Consider the following 14754-nt stretch of genomic DNA (forward strand, 5'->3'; position numbering starts at 1 on the left):
GTCAGCGCTCTTCCGGATCAGCGACCGGCGTGATCATGCCGCTCAGGCGCTCCACCCAGTCGCGGGCAGCGTCGTACGCGTCATCGACGTGATCCTCACGCACCGTGGGCCGGGCACCGTCCACCCGTGGGTAGGAGCCCAGGTAGTGGACGACGGGACACAGGCGGTGCAGGTCCCGCAGCGCGGCGGCGACCCGTCGGTCCTCCAGATGACCTTCGAGGTCGATGGAGAAGGAGTAGCGGCCCAGGAAGTCGCCGACGGGCCGCGACTCGATGCGGGACATGTTCACGCCGTTGGAGGCGAGGATCTCGAGCGCCTCCAGCAGCGCGCCGGAGCGGTTGTGCGGCAGCTGCACCACCACGGTGGTCTTGTCCGCGCCGGTGCGGGCAGGGATCCGACCCTCCCGGGTGACCAGCACGAAGCGGGTCACCGCCCCCTGGTGGTCCTCGATGCCCTCGGCGAGGACAGCGAGCCCGTAGTGCTGGGCGGCGAGCGGCGAGCAGACGGCGGCGCGACCGCGGGCCTGCTGCGGGTCCAGGCTTGCGAGGTCCCGGGCGGCCGCGGCGGTGGAGGACGCGGCAGCGATATCGGCCCCGGGCACGTGCTCGCGCAGCCAGCCCTGCACCTGGGCCTGTGCGTGCGGGTGGGAGGAGACGACGGTGAGGTCCGCGAGCGCGGTGTCTTCGCGGGCGGCGAGCACAAAGGTGATCGGCACGGTCTGCTCGGCGACGATCGTGATCGCCTCCGTCGCGGCGAGGACATCGAGGGTGCCGGAGACCCCGCCCTCGACGGAGTTCTCGATCGGCGCCATGAGCGCTTCGAGGTCCCCGGCGATGAGGTCCGCGGTCGCGGCGGCCACCGAGGAGTAGGGCCGCAGCACCGGATCCGCATCGGGCACCTGCTGCGCGGGCGCCTCGGCGAGCGCCTGCAGGAGCGCCTGATGGGTGAAGGTGTTCTCGGGGCCCAGGAATCCGTAGCGCATGGAGGCAGGGTAGTGCGTCACGCCTGGGCGAGGGCCTGCCGTACCGCAGCGAGGATCTCGCTGTCCTGGTGTCCACGACGGCGAGCCTCAGCAACGGGGCCCGCGACGAGCTCCAGCAGCTCATCAGCCACCGGACCACCGGAGACACGAGCGATCGCTGCGGCGTGCTTGCCTGCCTGCTGGCGCGCGCCGGGGGCAACGGTGGTGCCGGCACCGCGGCGAGTGATGACCACTCCCCCTTCTTCGAGGAGCTTGTAGGCACGGGCCACGGTGCCGGGGGCGAGCCCCAGATCAGAGGCGAGCACCCGGATGGCGGGCAGGCGGTCGCCCTCCTGCAGCTCACCGGTGCGGACCTGCTCGATGATCTCGCGGCGCACCTGCTCATACGGCGGGGTGGGGTTGTTCATGTCCACCACGATATGGCTCATGCGTGCACCTCGAGGCGGGCGCCGCGCCCCGTGACCTGTCGCCGGGCCAGGACCTCGGGGAACACCACCATGACCAGGCCGACGGGGAGGGCGGCCAGCCCCAGCACGATCGCGGCCCCGGAGACGATCTGGACGGTGGTATCGATCTGGGGGGTGAGGCTGACGGCTCCCGGAGGGGTGGTCCCGGCGCCGAGCAGGGCAGGTCCCCCCAGCGACGGCAGGCACATGCCTGCCACCAGCACGATCGCTCCGAGCACCGAGGTGGAGGAGCGTCGGCGCAGCAGGATGTCCTCCGCATCGGAGCTGGGGCGCCGCTGGAGGATCACGCGCAGCGCGATCGCCGCCGCTCCCAGCAGCATCAGCAGCGAGATCCACAGCGGGAGCGTGTAGTGCAGGCCCGGGTACGGGCCGCGGGCGGACTCACCCACCGCGCCGTTCGCGTACAGCAGCGGCATCGAATAGGACCGCCTATCGGGCGCGGAGGAGAGGGTGGTGAGGAGCGTCAGCGCGAGCAGCGCCGTGAGCGCGGCGAGGGTGAGGGCGACGGCGGCACGGGGCATCAGGTCGCCGAGGGTGCGGCGGTGCAGTGAGGCGCGGCGCACGTCTCCGGGCGTGGCGGGCAGGGTGAGCTCGCCGAGGGTGATCGCGAGGATGAGCACGATCCCGGCGGCGGCGGGGGCGAGCACCGCGATCGCGCCGTAGGCCAGCGGGCCGGAGGCGGGCCCGGCGTTGACCCCGAAGGTGGCGATGGCGGCCAGGGCGACGCCGACGGCGAGGCAGCCGGCCCAGCGCGCGGCGAGCGCTCCGCGGTGCAGTCCGGTGCGGTCGGTGCCGAGCAGACCGGCGGTCAGGAGCGCGCCGACCAGGATCACGACGATCACGGGTGGGAGCAGGGCGGGGACGAGGAAGTACGGCAGGACCATGGGAATCTCCCGACGACGCAATTTGTATCGAACAGTCGTTACATTGAGGCCTCGGCGCTCTTGTGTCAAGCCTCTGGCACAAAAGGGGGTTCGAGCGGCCCCCGTACCATCGAGGCATGCTCGCGTCCGTGCCCCGTCGTCTGCTCGCGCTGCTCGCCGCCCTGATGGGCGTGCTCATGCTCGCCGCAGCCCCGACCGCCCGCGCGGAGGGCACGGAGGCGCCGGTGCGCCTGGTCATCGCCACCGCCGGTCTCAGCTGGGAGGACGTCAACGCCTCCGACACTCCCGCCCTGCAGTGCCTGGCGGACCATGCGGGGCTGGGCGCCATGAACACCACCTCCACCACGGTGATCTCCACCCAGGCCCAGGGCATGGAGACGCTGCGCACCGGGTACCGGGGGCTCGCCGAGGAGGCCCCGCGCACCAGCGGCATCCCCTCCCCGCCCACCGACCAGTGGCAGCAGCTGCCCGTCCCCGTCGTCGAGCTCGATGCGCGCGGCACCGTCCCGGCGGCCGAGCTCGCCACCGCCCTCAGCGGCGAGGCGATCGTGCTGGTGGACGCCGGATCCATGCCCCCGCACAACGATCGCTACCGCGACGCGGACCTGGCCGCGCTGGATGCGCGCGTCGGCGAGGTGCTGGAGGCCGCCGGCGGCTGCACCGGCTCCGCATTGCCGCGCACCCTGCTGGTCTCCGTCGCCGCGACCGACCTCGACACCCTCGCTCCCCCGGCCCTGGGCGCGGTTCCCTCCCGCACGGTGGGGCTGCAGGTCGCGATGGACACCGCCAGTGCCGGGGAGGCGCTGACCTCCGGTGCCTCCAAGCAGAGCGGGATCGTGGTGCTCACTGACGTGCTGCCCACCATCCTCACCTCCCACGGGGTGGCGGCCGGCGGGATCATACCCGGCCAGCCCTTCCGCGGCACCGCGCACCCGGATCCGCAGCGACTGGTGCTCGACCGCTCCCTGGCGGCGCGGATGGTGGATCCCGCGACCGTCCCGGCGCTCGGCTCCTGGCTCGCCCTCGGCGCCCTCGGCGTGGTGATCCTGCTGGTGCCGGCGCTGGCCCGCCGGCCGCGCCTCGCCGCCGCCGGTCGCCTGCTCGCGACCATCGCACCGCTGGCCCTACCGGCGGGGCTGTGCGCGGGGATCGTGCCGTGGTGGCGGGCGGAACTGCCGACTCTCGCCCTGACCGCCGTGGTGTGGGCGGGCAGTGCGCTGCTGGCCGCCGTGGTGCAGCTCGGTCCGTGGCGCCGCCACCGGGCCGGGCCCGTGGGCGTGGCCTCCGCCCTGGTGGCCGGGATCATCCTGCTGGAATCCGCCACGGGATCGCGCCTGCAGCTGTCCTCGCCGCTCGGCGCGCATCCGATCTCCGGCGGGCGCTTCTACGGGCTCTCCAACCACCTGTTCGGCCTGGTGCTCGCGGGCACGCTGATGGCGCTGCTGTGCCTGTTCACCGTCGTCACCTCCGCGCGCGCCCGCGTGGCGTGGACGCTGGGGGCGGGCGGGGCCGTGGCGATGGTGTGCCTGGCCCCGTCGATGGGGGCCGATTTCGGCTCCGGGCTGGTCACCATCCCGACGTTCGGGCTGCTGGCACTGCTGGTCTCCATGGTGCGGCTGCGGCTGTGGCATGTGGCGGGCCTGGGACTGGGCAGCGCGGCCGTGGTGATGGGGGTGAGCGTCCTGGACTGGCTGCGCCCCGCGGAGGACCGCACGCACCTGGGGCGCTTCATCGATGAGCTGCTCAGCGGTGAGCTGCTGACCGTGGTGGTCCGCAAGCTCGCGCAGAACGTCCAGATGCTCACCGGGTACTGGGTGCTCGCCCTCGTGGTCGCGGCAGCAGTCGCAGCATCCGTCGCGATCCTCGCTCCCCGGCGCACTCGGCTGCACCGCCTCGCCGCCCTGGATGCCTGCCACCCGGTGGCTTACCGGGTGCGCATCGCGCTCGTGGTGGGCGCCTGGGTGGGCTACGCCGTGAACGACACCGGCCCTGTGCTCATCGCGGCGATGCTGGGGCTCTGGCTCGCCCACCTGCCCGCGATCCTCCCCGACCCGGAGGGCGGGGAGAGCGCGGTCCAGGGCGCCACGGTGACGGCGCGGTGACAGGCGGGTACGGTGACCGGCATGAGCACCGCCCGCCCTGCGCACGTGCGGACCTCCACCGAGCCGCCTGACGACGAGCAGCTGGTCGAGGACCTCCGTGCCCTCCTCGCGGCGGAGGACGGCTTCGCCGAGCTCGCCGCGCGCATGGCTCTGCTGGCCGACGAGCGACGGCTGCGGATCCTCTTCTGCCTGCATGCGCACCCGGGTGTGCGCAGCTCGGACCTCGCCCGCGCGATCGGCGCGCACGAGTCCACGACCTCCCACGCCCTGGCCCTGCTGAGGGAGGCCGGCTGGGTCTACGCGGTGCGCTCCGGCCGGGAGGTGCGCTACGAGCTCGCGGGCGGCTTCGTCCACGACCTGCTGCACGAGCTCGGCTCCGGTCACCTCGACGAGGTCGCCCACCCCGAGCACCACCCCTGACCTCGCCGCCCCCGCGGCAGCCCCGCCCGGACTGACCGCCGGCGCAGCGGAGGGCGGAGCGCACCCGAGCGGCAACGCGAGGCACCGCCGCGCACCGGCACACCCCATACTTGTAGAGTCGTGCAAGTGATGACTCGGCCTGCTTCCCGGGATGACCGATGACGGTCCCGACCCGGACTGCGCGGTCCCGGCGCCCTGGAGCCGTCCCCTCCTGCCCCGGTCGCTCCGATCCGCTCGGGGTGCACATGCGCGCCCGCCGCTCCGCCGTGCTGCTCACCGCACTGCTCGTGCTCGCCGCAGCGAGCCTCGTGCTCTGCGTGGGCATCGGACCGGTGCCCATCCCGCCCGGCACCACCCTCGGCGTCATCGCCCACCACCTGGGCCTGCCCGTGACCCCGCACTGGGAAGACTCGAGCGCCTCGATCGTGTGGGACGTGCGCGTGCCGCGCGTGCTCATGGGGGCCGCCGTCGGCGCCTGCCTCGCGCTCTCCGGCGCGGCGCTCCAGGCGATGGTGCGCAACCTGCTCGCCGACCCCTACATCCTCGGCGTCTCCGGCGGTGCCTCCACCGGCGCGGCGGCGGCGATCCTCTTCGGCGTCGGCGCGGTGCTCGGCGAGTACTCCCAGTCCGTCCTCGCGTTCACGGGCGCCCTCGGCGCGGCGCTGCTTGTGTTCGTCATCGCCCGGGCCGGCGGGCGGGTCACCTCACTGCGGCTGCTGCTGTCCGGGGTCGCCGTCGGCTACGCGCTCACGGCCCTGACGAACCTGCTGATCTTCTCCTCGGACTCCGCCGAGGGCTCCCGCTCCGTCATGTTCTGGATGCTCGGCTCCCTCGCGCTCGCCCGCTGGAACGCCTTCCTGGGGGTCGCGCTGATCGCCGTCATCGCCGGGACGGCCGTGCTGCTGGCGGGCGCCCGGATGCTCGACGCGCTCAGCGCCGGGGACGAGATCGCGCATGGCCTGGGGATCCATCCCGACCGCGCCCGGGTGGGATTCCTGCTGGTCGTCTCCCTGTGCACCGCGGCCGCCGTGGCCGGCGCCGGGTCGATCGGCTTCGTGGGCCTGGTGATCCCGCACCTGGCGCGGCGACTCGTCGGCGCCCGCCACCGCGTGCTGATCCCGGCCGCCGCCCTGCTGGGCGGGCTGTTCCTGCTGTGGGCCGACGCCCTCGCCCGCGTGGTGATGCAGCCGCGCGAGCTGCCGATCGGCGTGCTCACCGCCGCGATCGGCGCCCCCTTCCTGCTGATCCTCGTGCGGCGCCTCTACGCCCGCCGCGACTGACCCCACCCGCCTCCGGACGAAGGACACCGATGACCACGTTCCCCCGCACCGCCCTTTCCGCACATCCCGCGCTGCGCCGCCGCACGATGCTGGCCGGCCTCGCCGGTCTCCTCGGCCTCACCACCACCGCCTGCGGCGTGGACGGCGGCTCCGCCGGGGCCGGTGGGAGCAGCGGCGGGACCTCCGACGCCGGCGGCGCGCCGGGCAGCACCGAGTACCCCCTCAAGCTGCCCAACTGCGAGGCGACCCTGACCTTCGACGCGCCGCCCGAGCGGATCGTGCTGCTGGAGTCCGCCCCGGTGACCGCCCTGGACGGGATCGGGGTGCTGGACCGCGTGGTCTCCCGCGCGGGCTCCTTTCCGCCCGACTACTACCCGGAGGATCTCGCCGCGCGGATCGCGGCGATCCCGGCGCTGTCCGAGGACATCGACGCCTCCGGTCACCTGGTCATCTCCCAGGAGATGGTCATCGCGCAGGCGCCCGACATCGTCTTCGGCCTGCCCGATGGCGTGACCCGCGAGGCGATGGCCGACGCGGGCGCCCAGGTGGTCGTGCAGAACGTGTTCTGCGCCACCGGCGGGGAGCGCGCGAGCTTCGAGACCCTCTACGAGGAGATCGCCACCTACGGACGGATCTTCGACCGCGCCGCCGAGGCGGAGACCCTCACCGCGACGCTGCAGGAGCGGGTGGGCGCCGTGAGCACCGCCGCGGAGGGGCTCTCCACGTCGACGGCCGCGGTGCTGTACCCCTCCGTGGGCGGCGGGCCGCTGTACACGTATGGGGCGGCGAGCATGGCCACTGCCCAGCTGGACGCCCTCGGCATCGAGAACGTCTTCGCGGACACCGCCGACCGCGTGTTCGAGATCAGTGCCGAACCGCTCCTGGCCGCCGATCCGGACGTGCTCATCGTGCTCTACCAGGCCGAGGAGGCGGGTGACGGCACCGGTCTGGTCCAGGAGATGATCAGGCAGGACCAGCTGGGGAGCCTGCGCGCCGTGCAGGACCAGGCCGTGCTGCCGCTGCTGTTCAACTTCTCCGAGCCCGCCTCGCCGCTCGTGGTGGACGGGCTCGAGCGCATCCACCAGTGGCTTGGGCAGCTCGAGGGATGAACGCGGTCGGCCCGGTGCTCGTGGCCCGGGGGCTGCGGCACAGCTTCGGCGGCGTCCCCGTGCTCGATGATGTCGACCTCGAGGTGCACCACGGGGAGGTGCTGGGGCTGGTCGGCCCCAACGGGAGCGGGAAGACCACCGCGCTGAGGATCCTGCACCACGCGCTCGTGCCCCAGGCGGGCCGAGTACTCCTGGACGGCCGCGAGGTCGCCGCGCTCTCGGGCCGCGACCGCGCCCGGTCCATCGCGGTGGTGGCGCAGGAGCCGACGGGCGAGGTGCCGCTGGGCGTCGCCGATGTGGTGCTGCTGGGTCGGATCCCGCATGCGGGCGCCTTCGGCGGCACGAGCGCGGAGGATCTCGACCTCGCGGCCCAGGCGCTCGAGACCGCTGGAGCCCTGCACCTCGCCCGTCGCGACTTCGGGCTGCTCTCCGGCGGGGAGAAGCAGCGGGTGCTCATCGCCCGTGCGCTCGCGCAGCAGCCACGGGTGCTGCTCATGGACGAGCCGACGAACCACCTCGACATCGGCTCCCAGCACCACGTGCTGCGGATCGTGCGCGAGCGGGAGCTCGCCACCATCGTGGTGCTGCACGACCTGAACCTCGCCGCCCGCTACTGCGACCGCGTGCTCGTGCTCGACCACGGCCGGGTCCGCGCCGAGGGTCCTCCCGCCGAGGCGCTCGAGGTGGGGCTCGTCGGCCGCACCTACGCGGTCACCGCCGAACGGGCGGTCGCGGCCGACGGCACCACCCAGTTCCTGTTCCGGGGCGGTGAGGCGCACGACCCGGGCGGCGCGCAGGAGCAGGCCCGATGACCCGCAGGGGGCAGGGTCAGCCGTTCTCCTCCTCGACCGCCGCGTGGATCACGAGGGAGGTGTACTCATCGGCCGTCAGCGGCGTCGCGACCGACGATGGGATCTCCACCTCGTCCCGCTCCAGGTGGGAGGCGATGATCACCGCCTGCTCCGGGGTGAACGGCCCGTTCACCGGCGCATCATGCATCCGCACCGCGAGGATCTCGAGATCCACCCCGGCGAGGAACACGACGTCATCGGGCGCAAACGGCCCATCCACGGGCAGGTCCCGCAGCAGCGCGTCCAGGTGCTCGACATCCCGATCCCCGAGCGCACGGGTCTGCGCATCAGAGAACGTGCCGGAGACCGGCAGAGTCTCGAGGGCCACGCGGCGGCGCTCCGCCCGAGCGGTCTCCTCCGCGCCGTCACGGACCGGGGCTGCTGGGGTCTCCGCGGGCGCCGGGGCGTCGGTGGTTGCCGGGTCCTCGGGCGCATCGGCCCCCTCCGCGCCGCCCTCTGCCTCGACGTCCTCGACCACCGGGCTGAGGTGGCGCCGACGGGCCAGCGCCCGCAGCACATCACGCAGCTGCGCGGCGCGGTGCAGCTGTCCGGCGAGGTCCTTCCCGGTGGCCCGATGGTGCAGCTCGCACGGCACCTCCTTGACCCAGAACCCGGCGGTCAGCGCGTCGATCGTCAGGGAGGTCTCCACCCCCCAGCCGGCCGCGAGCGGCTGGCAGGCCTCCCAGGTTTCGCGGGTGATGCAGCGGGTGCCGGACAGCGGCTGGGTGGCCTCCCAGCCGGTGGCGCGGGCGATGCCGCGTCGGGCCGTGCGCACCACGATGCCCATCCCGGCGGCGCCGTCCTGCGGGGGCAGCAGGGCGATCGCCATGTCCACGCCCTCCCCCAGCACGGCGTCCACGAGCGGTTGCGCGCCGGTGGCGGATGCGCCCATATCGGCGTCGAGGAACAGCAGGGCGCGCGGCTCATGGCCTTCCGGTTCGATGACCGGCAGCGGCCCGGTGTGCCCGGGCACGCGCTCCTCGGTCCGGTCCGGCTCACCCCCGTCGGCCGTGGGCTCCCCTTCGGCGCGTTCGGTGTCCTCGCGCATGGCGACCATCTGCGCGCCGGTCGCCATGGCGGCGGCCTTGCCGCGGTTGCTCGCGTGACGGACCACGAGTGCGCCGGTGCCCATCGCCACGGCGGCCGTCGCGTCGGTGGAGCCATCATCGACCACCACCACCATGTCCACGCCGGTGATGGCACGGGCAGCGTCGATCGTCGCTTCGATGCGCTCCGCCTCGTTCTTGGCGGGGATGACGACGGCGACCCGCGCGGGGCGGTGCGCCGTGAGCGGCCCCGCCGTGCTCATCGCAGCGTCACCTGCCGGGCGACGATGCCGCCGCGGGCCCGCCGCTCGAGCGCGGTCAGCGGCTCGGTGGAGGCCAGCGCCTCCTCGAAGCGGGCGCGGAAATCCTCGGCGACCTCTTCGACAGGCCCGACGCCGGTGCCCTTGGGCAGGTCCCACACGGGGATCGCGAGGCCCTCGGCCCGGAAGGAGCCGACGTACTTCGCGCCCTCGCAGATCGCGGATTCGCGGCGGGCGTGCAGGCGGGTCACCGCGTCGATGACGGTGTCCTCATCGGCGTCCAGCACCCAGCGCACATGCTCCTTGGGGCCGGCATCCACCCAGTAGGCGTGCGGCAGGCCCGCCACCGGCTTCGTGGGCATGATCGAGTCATTCGCCTGAGTGATGGCCTGCTGGATCTCGCGCGTGCGCTCAGCGCTGGGGTCCAGCCAGAAGTCGAAGGTCTCCTGCACCTGGATCTCGAAATCGCCGTCGAGGTCCAGGATGTCCTGCAGGCGCGGGGAGTCCTCGGCAAGCTGCACGGAGGTCACCGGGGTGCCCTCTTTCTGCGCGATGGCCTGGCGGATCGCCTGGCCGATGCCGCGCGAGAGGTCACCGCCCGGATAGGGCGCCTGGATACCGACGGTCACGGTGCCATCCGTGCGGCGCACCGCAGGCCAGGTCATCGGCAGGATCGTGGCGAGCTCCACGTCCACCTGCCCGTAATCCTCGGTGGTGCGGGCGGCCATCGTCGCGGCGGGGATCAGCTGGCGCATCGCCACCAGGTCCTGCTCATGCGGCAGGCCTTCGAAGGGGCGGCGGACCAGGTCGTTGTGAGAGGTCGAGGTCATGCCGGGAGTCTACCGAGGCGCGTGGTCCCCGCGATCCTCACGCGCCGCAGTCGCCGTCGGTCTCCACGGCCAGGGAATGCAGCGCGATGGAGGTCGTTCCCCTCCACGACTCAATGAGCACGGTGCCCCCGGCAGGAGCCTCGGTTCGCACACCGTAGGCAGAGCCGCCCACCTACTCCGGGCGGCCCGTCGGGTCCAAGCCGTGAGCCTCTAGCACAGCGTCGATTCTCTTTTTCCGTTCCGACCACGTCGGGTCACCTTCGGGGAGCGCAAGCGGGGTGGACCACTCTCCGGGGCGCCAACGGCAGACCCCATCGTCATCCTGTGCCAGGTGTCCCCCCGTCGGCCCTTCTCATGCCAGCTCATCCTCCAGGGCGACAGCCTCCTGCAGCTCTCGGACCAGCGCAGTGACCTCCTCCTCTGCCTTAGGCAGAGGGAGTGCACCATCGCCCGGCCCGCATCCGGCGGCAGCGATCACGAGCAGTCCTCCCAGCAGTCCTCGACCCAGCGCCGTCGCGCGAGCCGCGAGGTCCACCGTCATCCCACCCGCTCCTCCAGCAGCTCCCGAGCCCGTTCCTCGAGGTCCCCGGGCGGCACCCCGTCCAGCAGGTGCAGGGCGAAGTCCTCGCTGATCCGCTCGAACATGGCGGTGCCGCGCACGGAGTTGCCGTGCAGGTCCAGCTGCGGGGCATAGGTGGCGATGCCGAAACGGCCCGGGAGCGCGGCGATGATCCCGCCGCCCACACCGGATTTCGCGGGCATGCCGACGTCGCTCACCCAGTCCCCCGCGTTGTCGTACATCCCGCAGGTCATCATGACCGACAGCACCTGACGGGCGGCCTCGCGGGAGAAGACGCGGCGACCCGTCAGCGGGTTGCATCCACCCTGGGCGAGGGTCGCTGCCATCACCGCGAGGTCCTCCACGGTGGTGAGCACGGCGCAGCATTCGGTGTAGCCGCCGACGACCTCCGCCGCGTCGTCCTCCATCGCCGCCGCAGCGCGCAGCATGTAGGCGAGCGCGAGGTTGCGGTCCGAGGAGGTCATCTCCTCCTCGAAGGTCTCCCGGTGCAGCGGAAGCTCCCGGCCCGCGGCGCCATCCAGAATCTTCCGCAACCGCTCGACGCGCTCCTCACGGCTGGTGCCGAGCATCGCGTGGGTGCGGATCGCCCCGATGTTCACCAGCGGGTTCTTGGGCTTCTTGGTGCGGGCGTCCAGGCTCAGGGCATTGAACTCCTCACCGGAGGGCTCCTCATCGACATGCTCGACCACGTACTCCAGACCGTGCAGGTCGATCGCCGCACCGTAAGCGAAGGCCTTGGAGATGGACTGCAGCGGGAAGGCGTGGTCGGTCCCCGCCGCGGCCACCGTCCCGTCGGTCCCGCAGACCGCGATCCCCAGATGGTCCTCGCGCGCCCCGGACAGCCGCGAGAGCGCGGGGATCTCCCCGTCGGACTCCGCACCGCCGGTGATCCCCCGATCTAGGGGCGCATCCTCGGGGGCGATCATGGGCTCGGCCTGAGGAAGGCCCTCGGCAAGGTGGTCCAGGTAGGTTTTCAGCGCGCTGGTCACGTGCCCGACGCTACCCAAAACCCGGGGCCGACGAGCCCGGTGCGCCGCACCCGGCCTGGCCGGCGCACCTCGGGATACCGTGAGGTATGAGCTCGACGCCGATGCTGGACACCGACCTCGTGGCGCGCCACGCCCTCGCGCATGACGCCTCGCACTACCTGCTGATCCCCGAGGCGGTCACCGCCCCGGCCAGCGAAGGCGAGGTGGTGGCGCTGCTGCGGGAGGCCACGCGCACCCGTCGGCCCCTGACCTTCCGTTCCGGCGGGACGAGCCTGTCCGGGCAGGCGCAGTCCGCGGCGGTGCTGGCCGATGTCCGCACCGGCTTCCGCGATATCGAGGTGCTCGACGACGGGGCGCGCGTGCGCGTGGGGCCGGGTGCGACGTTGCGGCAGGTCAATGCGCATCTGCTGCGGCACGGGCGGCGGCTGGGCCCCGACCCGGCGAGCGAGGTGGCGTGCACGATCGGCGGGGTGATCGCCAACAACTCCTCTGGCATGGCCGCGGGGATCACCGAGAATTCCTATCGCACCCTGGAGTCACTGCGGTTCGTGCTGCCGTCCGGCACGGTGGTGGACACCGCGGTGCCGGGGGCCGATGAGCGCCTGCGGCGCGAGGAGCCTGCCCTGCATGAGGGCCTGGTGCGGCTGATGCGGCGGGTGCGGGATTCGGCGGAGTCCGTCCGGGTGATCCGTGAGCGGTTCGCGCTGAAGAACACGATGGGCTACGGCATCAACGCGCTGCTGGATTTCGAGGAGCCGGTGCAGGTGCTCGCGCATCTGATCGTCGGCTCCGAGGGGACGCTCGCCTTCGTCTCCTCCGCGACCTTCCGCACCGTGCCGATCCCCGCGCAGGTGGCCACCGGGCTGCTGGTGCTGCCCTCGCTGCAGGCGGCCACGGCGGCGCTGCCGGAGGTGGTGGAGGCCGGTTTCGCAACCGCCGAACTGCTGGATGCCCGCTCCCTGCAGGTGGCGCAGGGGCTTACGGGGGCGCCGCAGGAGATCACGGGGCTTGACGTGGATGAGCATGCGGCGCTGCTGGTGGAGCATCGGGCGGATACCACCGCTGAGCTCGAGGAACGCTGCGGTGCGGCGCTCGCGCTGGCTGAGCGGCTGGGCCCGTCGGCCCCCCTGGAGATGACCACCGATGCGGGGCGGCGCACCTCCCTGTGGACCACCCGGAAGGGCCTGTATGCGGCGGTGGCGGGGGCACGCCCGTCGGGTTCGACGGCGCTGCTGGAGGACGTGGTGGTGCCGGTGCCGCAGCTTGAGGGCACGTGCCGCGGGCTGCAGGATCTGTTCGCGGCGCACGGCTACGACGGGTCGGTGATCTTCGGGCACGCGAAGGACGGCAATATCCACTTCCTGCTGAACGAGCAGCTGGGCGCGGGTGGGGCGCGGCTGGAGGCGTTCACCGAGGACATGGTGGAGCTGGTGCTCGGCGCGGGCGGGAACCTCAAGGCCGAGCACGGTACCGGCCGGGTCATGGCGCCGTTCGTCGAGCGGCAGTACGGGCCGGAGCTGTATGCGGTGATGCGGGAGCTGAAGCAGCTGGTTGATCCGGCGGGGATCCTGAACCCCGGGGTGGTGCTCACCGAGGATCCGCACGCCCATATGCAGGATCTGAAGCCCGTGGTGGGGATCGAGGAGGAGGCCGATCGCTGCGTGGAGTGCGGGTACTGCGAGCCGGTGTGCCCCAGCAAGGACCTCACGCTCACGCCGCGGCAGCGGATCGTGCTGCGGCGCGATGCGGAGCTCGCCGAACAGCGCGGTGATACTGCGACGGCGGCGGCGATCCGAGAGTCGTACGAGTATCAGGGCGAGCAGACCTGCGCCGTAGACGGCATGTGCCTGACCGCCTGCCCCGTCGGCATCAACACCGGTGACCTGGTGCGACGCCTGCGCGCCGAACGGAATGGGGCCGCAGTGGGGGCCGGATGGAAGGCCGCCGCCGGGCACTGGGACACGGTGACGCGGGCGGCATCGGCGGCCGTGAGTGTGGCCGGGGCGATGCCCGCGGTGCTGCCGCGCGCGGCGACCGGGATGGCGCGGTCGGTGCTGCCGCGGGATGTGGTGCCGGAGTATCGGCCGGAGCTGCCGCGACGAGGTGGGGGCCGACGGACACCGGGCGCGCGCGGGGATGCGGGCGGCCCGATGGCCGCGGTGTACCTACCGGCCTGCGTGCACACCATGTTCGGGGCCGATGCGGGGCCCGGCGTGCCGGAGGCCGTGTCGGTCCTGGCTCAGCGGGCGGGGGTGCGCCTGGTGGTTCCCGAGGGCGCGGCGTCCCTGTGCTGCGGCACGCCGTTCTCCTCCAAGGGCATGCGCGCGGCGAAGGAGCGGATGCGCACGCAGGTGCGGGATGTGCTTGGTGAGGCCGATGTGGTGGTGGTCGATGCCGCGAGCTGCACCGAAGGCATTGCCGGGCTGCTCGAGGACACGAACGCGCAGGTCATCGACGCAGTGACGTTCGTGCGGCGAGAGCTGCTGGGACGGCTCACGGTGCGGAAGAAAGTCGGGTCGGTGACGGTGCATCCCACCTGCTCGACCACACATCTGGGCGCCACCGAGGATCTGGTGGCGATCGTCGAGGCCTGCGCCGAGGAGGTTGTGGTGCCGGTGGCCTGGGGCTGCTGCGGTTACGCGGGAGACCGCGGGATGCTGCACCCGGAGCTCACGGCATCCGCCACCGCCGCGGAGGCCGCCGAAGTGGGGCAGCGGGAGACGGACTGGTACGTCTCGGCGAACCGGACCTGCGAGATGGGCATGACCTCGGCGACGGGGAAGCCGTACCGGCATGTGCTCGAGCTGCTCGCGGAGGTCACCGGCGGGGGGGGGTCGGGGGGGGGGGCCGGGTCCTTTACCAAACTGGAGCGTGCGGCGGTGCGCCCTGTGGTGGGCGTCGGGGGGGGCGCGAGCGCAAAAAAAAAATAGCACAGCAGTCCACTCATGTCCCAG

General features: G+C 72.7%; 13 protein-coding genes. 6 read left to right on the top strand and 7 right to left on the bottom strand.

The features are described 5' to 3' along the window. Window position 1: 1 nt before the first annotated feature. Genes pheA through MU407_RS08735 form a run of 3 tightly spaced genes read right to left on the bottom strand, consistent with a single transcriptional unit; the run spans window position 2 to window position 2333 of the window. The gene (gene pheA, locus MU407_RS08725) at window positions 2–982 is read right to left on the bottom strand and encodes a prephenate dehydratase (RefSeq protein WP_246956735.1); all 981 of its coding nucleotides are present in this window, start codon (window positions 980–982) and stop codon (window positions 2–4) included. A 17-nt stretch (window positions 983–999) separates the two neighbouring features. Next, the gene (locus MU407_RS08730) at window positions 1000–1410 is read right to left on the bottom strand and encodes a GntR family transcriptional regulator (protein ID WP_246956737.1); all 411 of its coding nucleotides are present in this window, start codon (window positions 1408–1410) and stop codon (window positions 1000–1002) included. Then, window positions 1407–2333 (bottom strand): hypothetical protein, encoded by a 927-nt coding sequence (locus MU407_RS08735; protein WP_246956739.1) that lies wholly within the window; start codon window positions 2331–2333, stop codon window positions 1407–1409. The genes MU407_RS08730 and MU407_RS08735 overlap by 4 nt, the downstream gene beginning before the upstream one ends. Before the next feature lie 116 nt (window positions 2334–2449). Between MU407_RS08735 and MU407_RS08740 the strand changes: the two genes are divergently transcribed. The 5 genes from MU407_RS08740 to MU407_RS08760 all read left to right on the top strand — a co-directional run bounded on the left by MU407_RS08740 (window position 2450) and on the right by MU407_RS08760 (window position 8056). After that, entirely contained in the window at window positions 2450–4435 is a 1986-nt protein-coding gene (locus MU407_RS08740) for a hypothetical protein (protein ID WP_246956741.1), read from the top strand. A gap of 21 nt (window positions 4436–4456) precedes the next feature. After that, the gene (locus MU407_RS08745; RefSeq protein ID WP_246956743.1) at window positions 4457–4855 is read left to right on the top strand and encodes a metalloregulator ArsR/SmtB family transcription factor; all 399 of its coding nucleotides are present in this window, start codon (window positions 4457–4459) and stop codon (window positions 4853–4855) included. 245 nt (window positions 4856–5100) lie between these two features. Further along, the gene (locus MU407_RS08750; RefSeq protein WP_246956744.1) at window positions 5101–6135 is read left to right on the top strand and encodes an iron ABC transporter permease; all 1035 of its coding nucleotides are present in this window, start codon (window positions 5101–5103) and stop codon (window positions 6133–6135) included. Between the two features lie 29 nt (window positions 6136–6164). Beyond that, window positions 6165–7244, top strand: a complete 1080-nt coding sequence (locus MU407_RS08755; protein ID WP_246956745.1) for an ABC transporter substrate-binding protein — start codon at window positions 6165–6167, stop codon at window positions 7242–7244. Further along, window positions 7241–8056, top strand: a complete 816-nt coding sequence (locus tag MU407_RS08760) for an ABC transporter ATP-binding protein (protein ID WP_246956746.1) — start codon at window positions 7241–7243, stop codon at window positions 8054–8056. The genes MU407_RS08755 and MU407_RS08760 overlap by 4 nt, the downstream gene beginning before the upstream one ends. A 16-nt stretch (window positions 8057–8072) precedes the next feature. On the opposite strand, the gene MU407_RS08765 is transcribed toward MU407_RS08760, so the two are convergent. The 4 genes from MU407_RS08765 to glsA all read right to left on the bottom strand — a co-directional run bounded on the left by MU407_RS08765 (window position 8073) and on the right by glsA (window position 11800). After that, the gene (locus MU407_RS08765; protein WP_246956747.1) at window positions 8073–9404 is read right to left on the bottom strand and encodes a glycosyltransferase; all 1332 of its coding nucleotides are present in this window, start codon (window positions 9402–9404) and stop codon (window positions 8073–8075) included. Then, on the bottom strand, window positions 9401–10231 hold the full coding sequence (locus MU407_RS08770) for a DUF5926 family protein (RefSeq protein ID WP_246956748.1): 831 nt from the start codon (window positions 10229–10231) through the stop codon (window positions 9401–9403). The genes MU407_RS08765 and MU407_RS08770 overlap by 4 nt, the downstream gene beginning before the upstream one ends. Window positions 10232–10583: 352 nt before the next feature. Continuing rightward, complete coding sequence (locus tag MU407_RS08775) at window positions 10584–10772, bottom strand: hypothetical protein (RefSeq protein ID WP_246956749.1); 189 nt, start codon at window positions 10770–10772, stop codon at window positions 10584–10586. Then, window positions 10769–11800, bottom strand: coding sequence for a glutaminase A (glsA, locus tag MU407_RS08780; protein WP_246956750.1), 1032 nt, complete (start codon window positions 11798–11800; stop codon window positions 10769–10771). Before glsA ends, MU407_RS08775 begins: the two co-directional genes overlap by 4 nt. Window positions 11801–11886: 86 nt before the next feature. Here glsA and MU407_RS08785 point away from each other — a divergent pair, with 86 nt between their 5' ends. Next, the gene (locus MU407_RS08785) at window positions 11887–14730 is read left to right on the top strand and encodes an FAD-binding and (Fe-S)-binding domain-containing protein (protein ID WP_246956751.1); all 2844 of its coding nucleotides are present in this window, start codon (window positions 11887–11889) and stop codon (window positions 14728–14730) included. Window positions 14731–14754 lie beyond the last annotated feature (24 nt).

The organism is Brachybacterium sp. Marseille-Q7125 (assembly GCF_023062615.1).
Classification (GTDB): domain Bacteria; phylum Actinomycetota; class Actinomycetes; order Actinomycetales; family Dermabacteraceae; genus Brachybacterium.

What these genes read in the sequence shown, in the direction of transcription:
- pheA (WP_246956735.1), bottom strand. Translation starts at nt 982, where the DNA reads ATGCGCTACGGATTCCTGGGCCCCGAGAACACCTTCACCCATCAGGCG.
- MU407_RS08730 (WP_246956737.1), bottom strand. Translation starts at nt 1,410, where the DNA reads ATGAGCCATATCGTGGTGGACATGAACAACCCCACCCCGCCGTATGAG.
- MU407_RS08735 (WP_246956739.1), bottom strand. Translation starts at nt 2,333, where the DNA reads ATGGTCCTGCCGTACTTCCTCGTCCCCGCCCTGCTCCCACCCGTGATC.
- MU407_RS08740 (WP_246956741.1), top strand. Translation starts at nt 2,450, where the DNA reads ATGCTCGCGTCCGTGCCCCGTCGTCTGCTCGCGCTGCTCGCCGCCCTG.
- MU407_RS08745 (WP_246956743.1), top strand. Translation starts at nt 4,457, where the DNA reads ATGAGCACCGCCCGCCCTGCGCACGTGCGGACCTCCACCGAGCCGCCT.
- MU407_RS08750 (WP_246956744.1), top strand. Translation starts at nt 5,101, where the DNA reads ATGCGCGCCCGCCGCTCCGCCGTGCTGCTCACCGCACTGCTCGTGCTC.
- MU407_RS08755 (WP_246956745.1), top strand. Translation starts at nt 6,165, where the DNA reads ATGACCACGTTCCCCCGCACCGCCCTTTCCGCACATCCCGCGCTGCGC.
- MU407_RS08760 (WP_246956746.1), top strand. Translation starts at nt 7,241, where the DNA reads ATGAACGCGGTCGGCCCGGTGCTCGTGGCCCGGGGGCTGCGGCACAGC.
- MU407_RS08765 (WP_246956747.1), bottom strand. Translation starts at nt 9,404, where the DNA reads ATGAGCACGGCGGGGCCGCTCACGGCGCACCGCCCCGCGCGGGTCGCC.
- MU407_RS08770 (WP_246956748.1), bottom strand. Translation starts at nt 10,231, where the DNA reads ATGACCTCGACCTCTCACAACGACCTGGTCCGCCGCCCCTTCGAAGGC.
- MU407_RS08775 (WP_246956749.1), bottom strand. Translation starts at nt 10,772, where the DNA reads ATGACGGTGGACCTCGCGGCTCGCGCGACGGCGCTGGGTCGAGGACTG.
- MU407_RS08785 (WP_246956751.1), top strand. Translation starts at nt 11,887, where the DNA reads ATGAGCTCGACGCCGATGCTGGACACCGACCTCGTGGCGCGCCACGCC.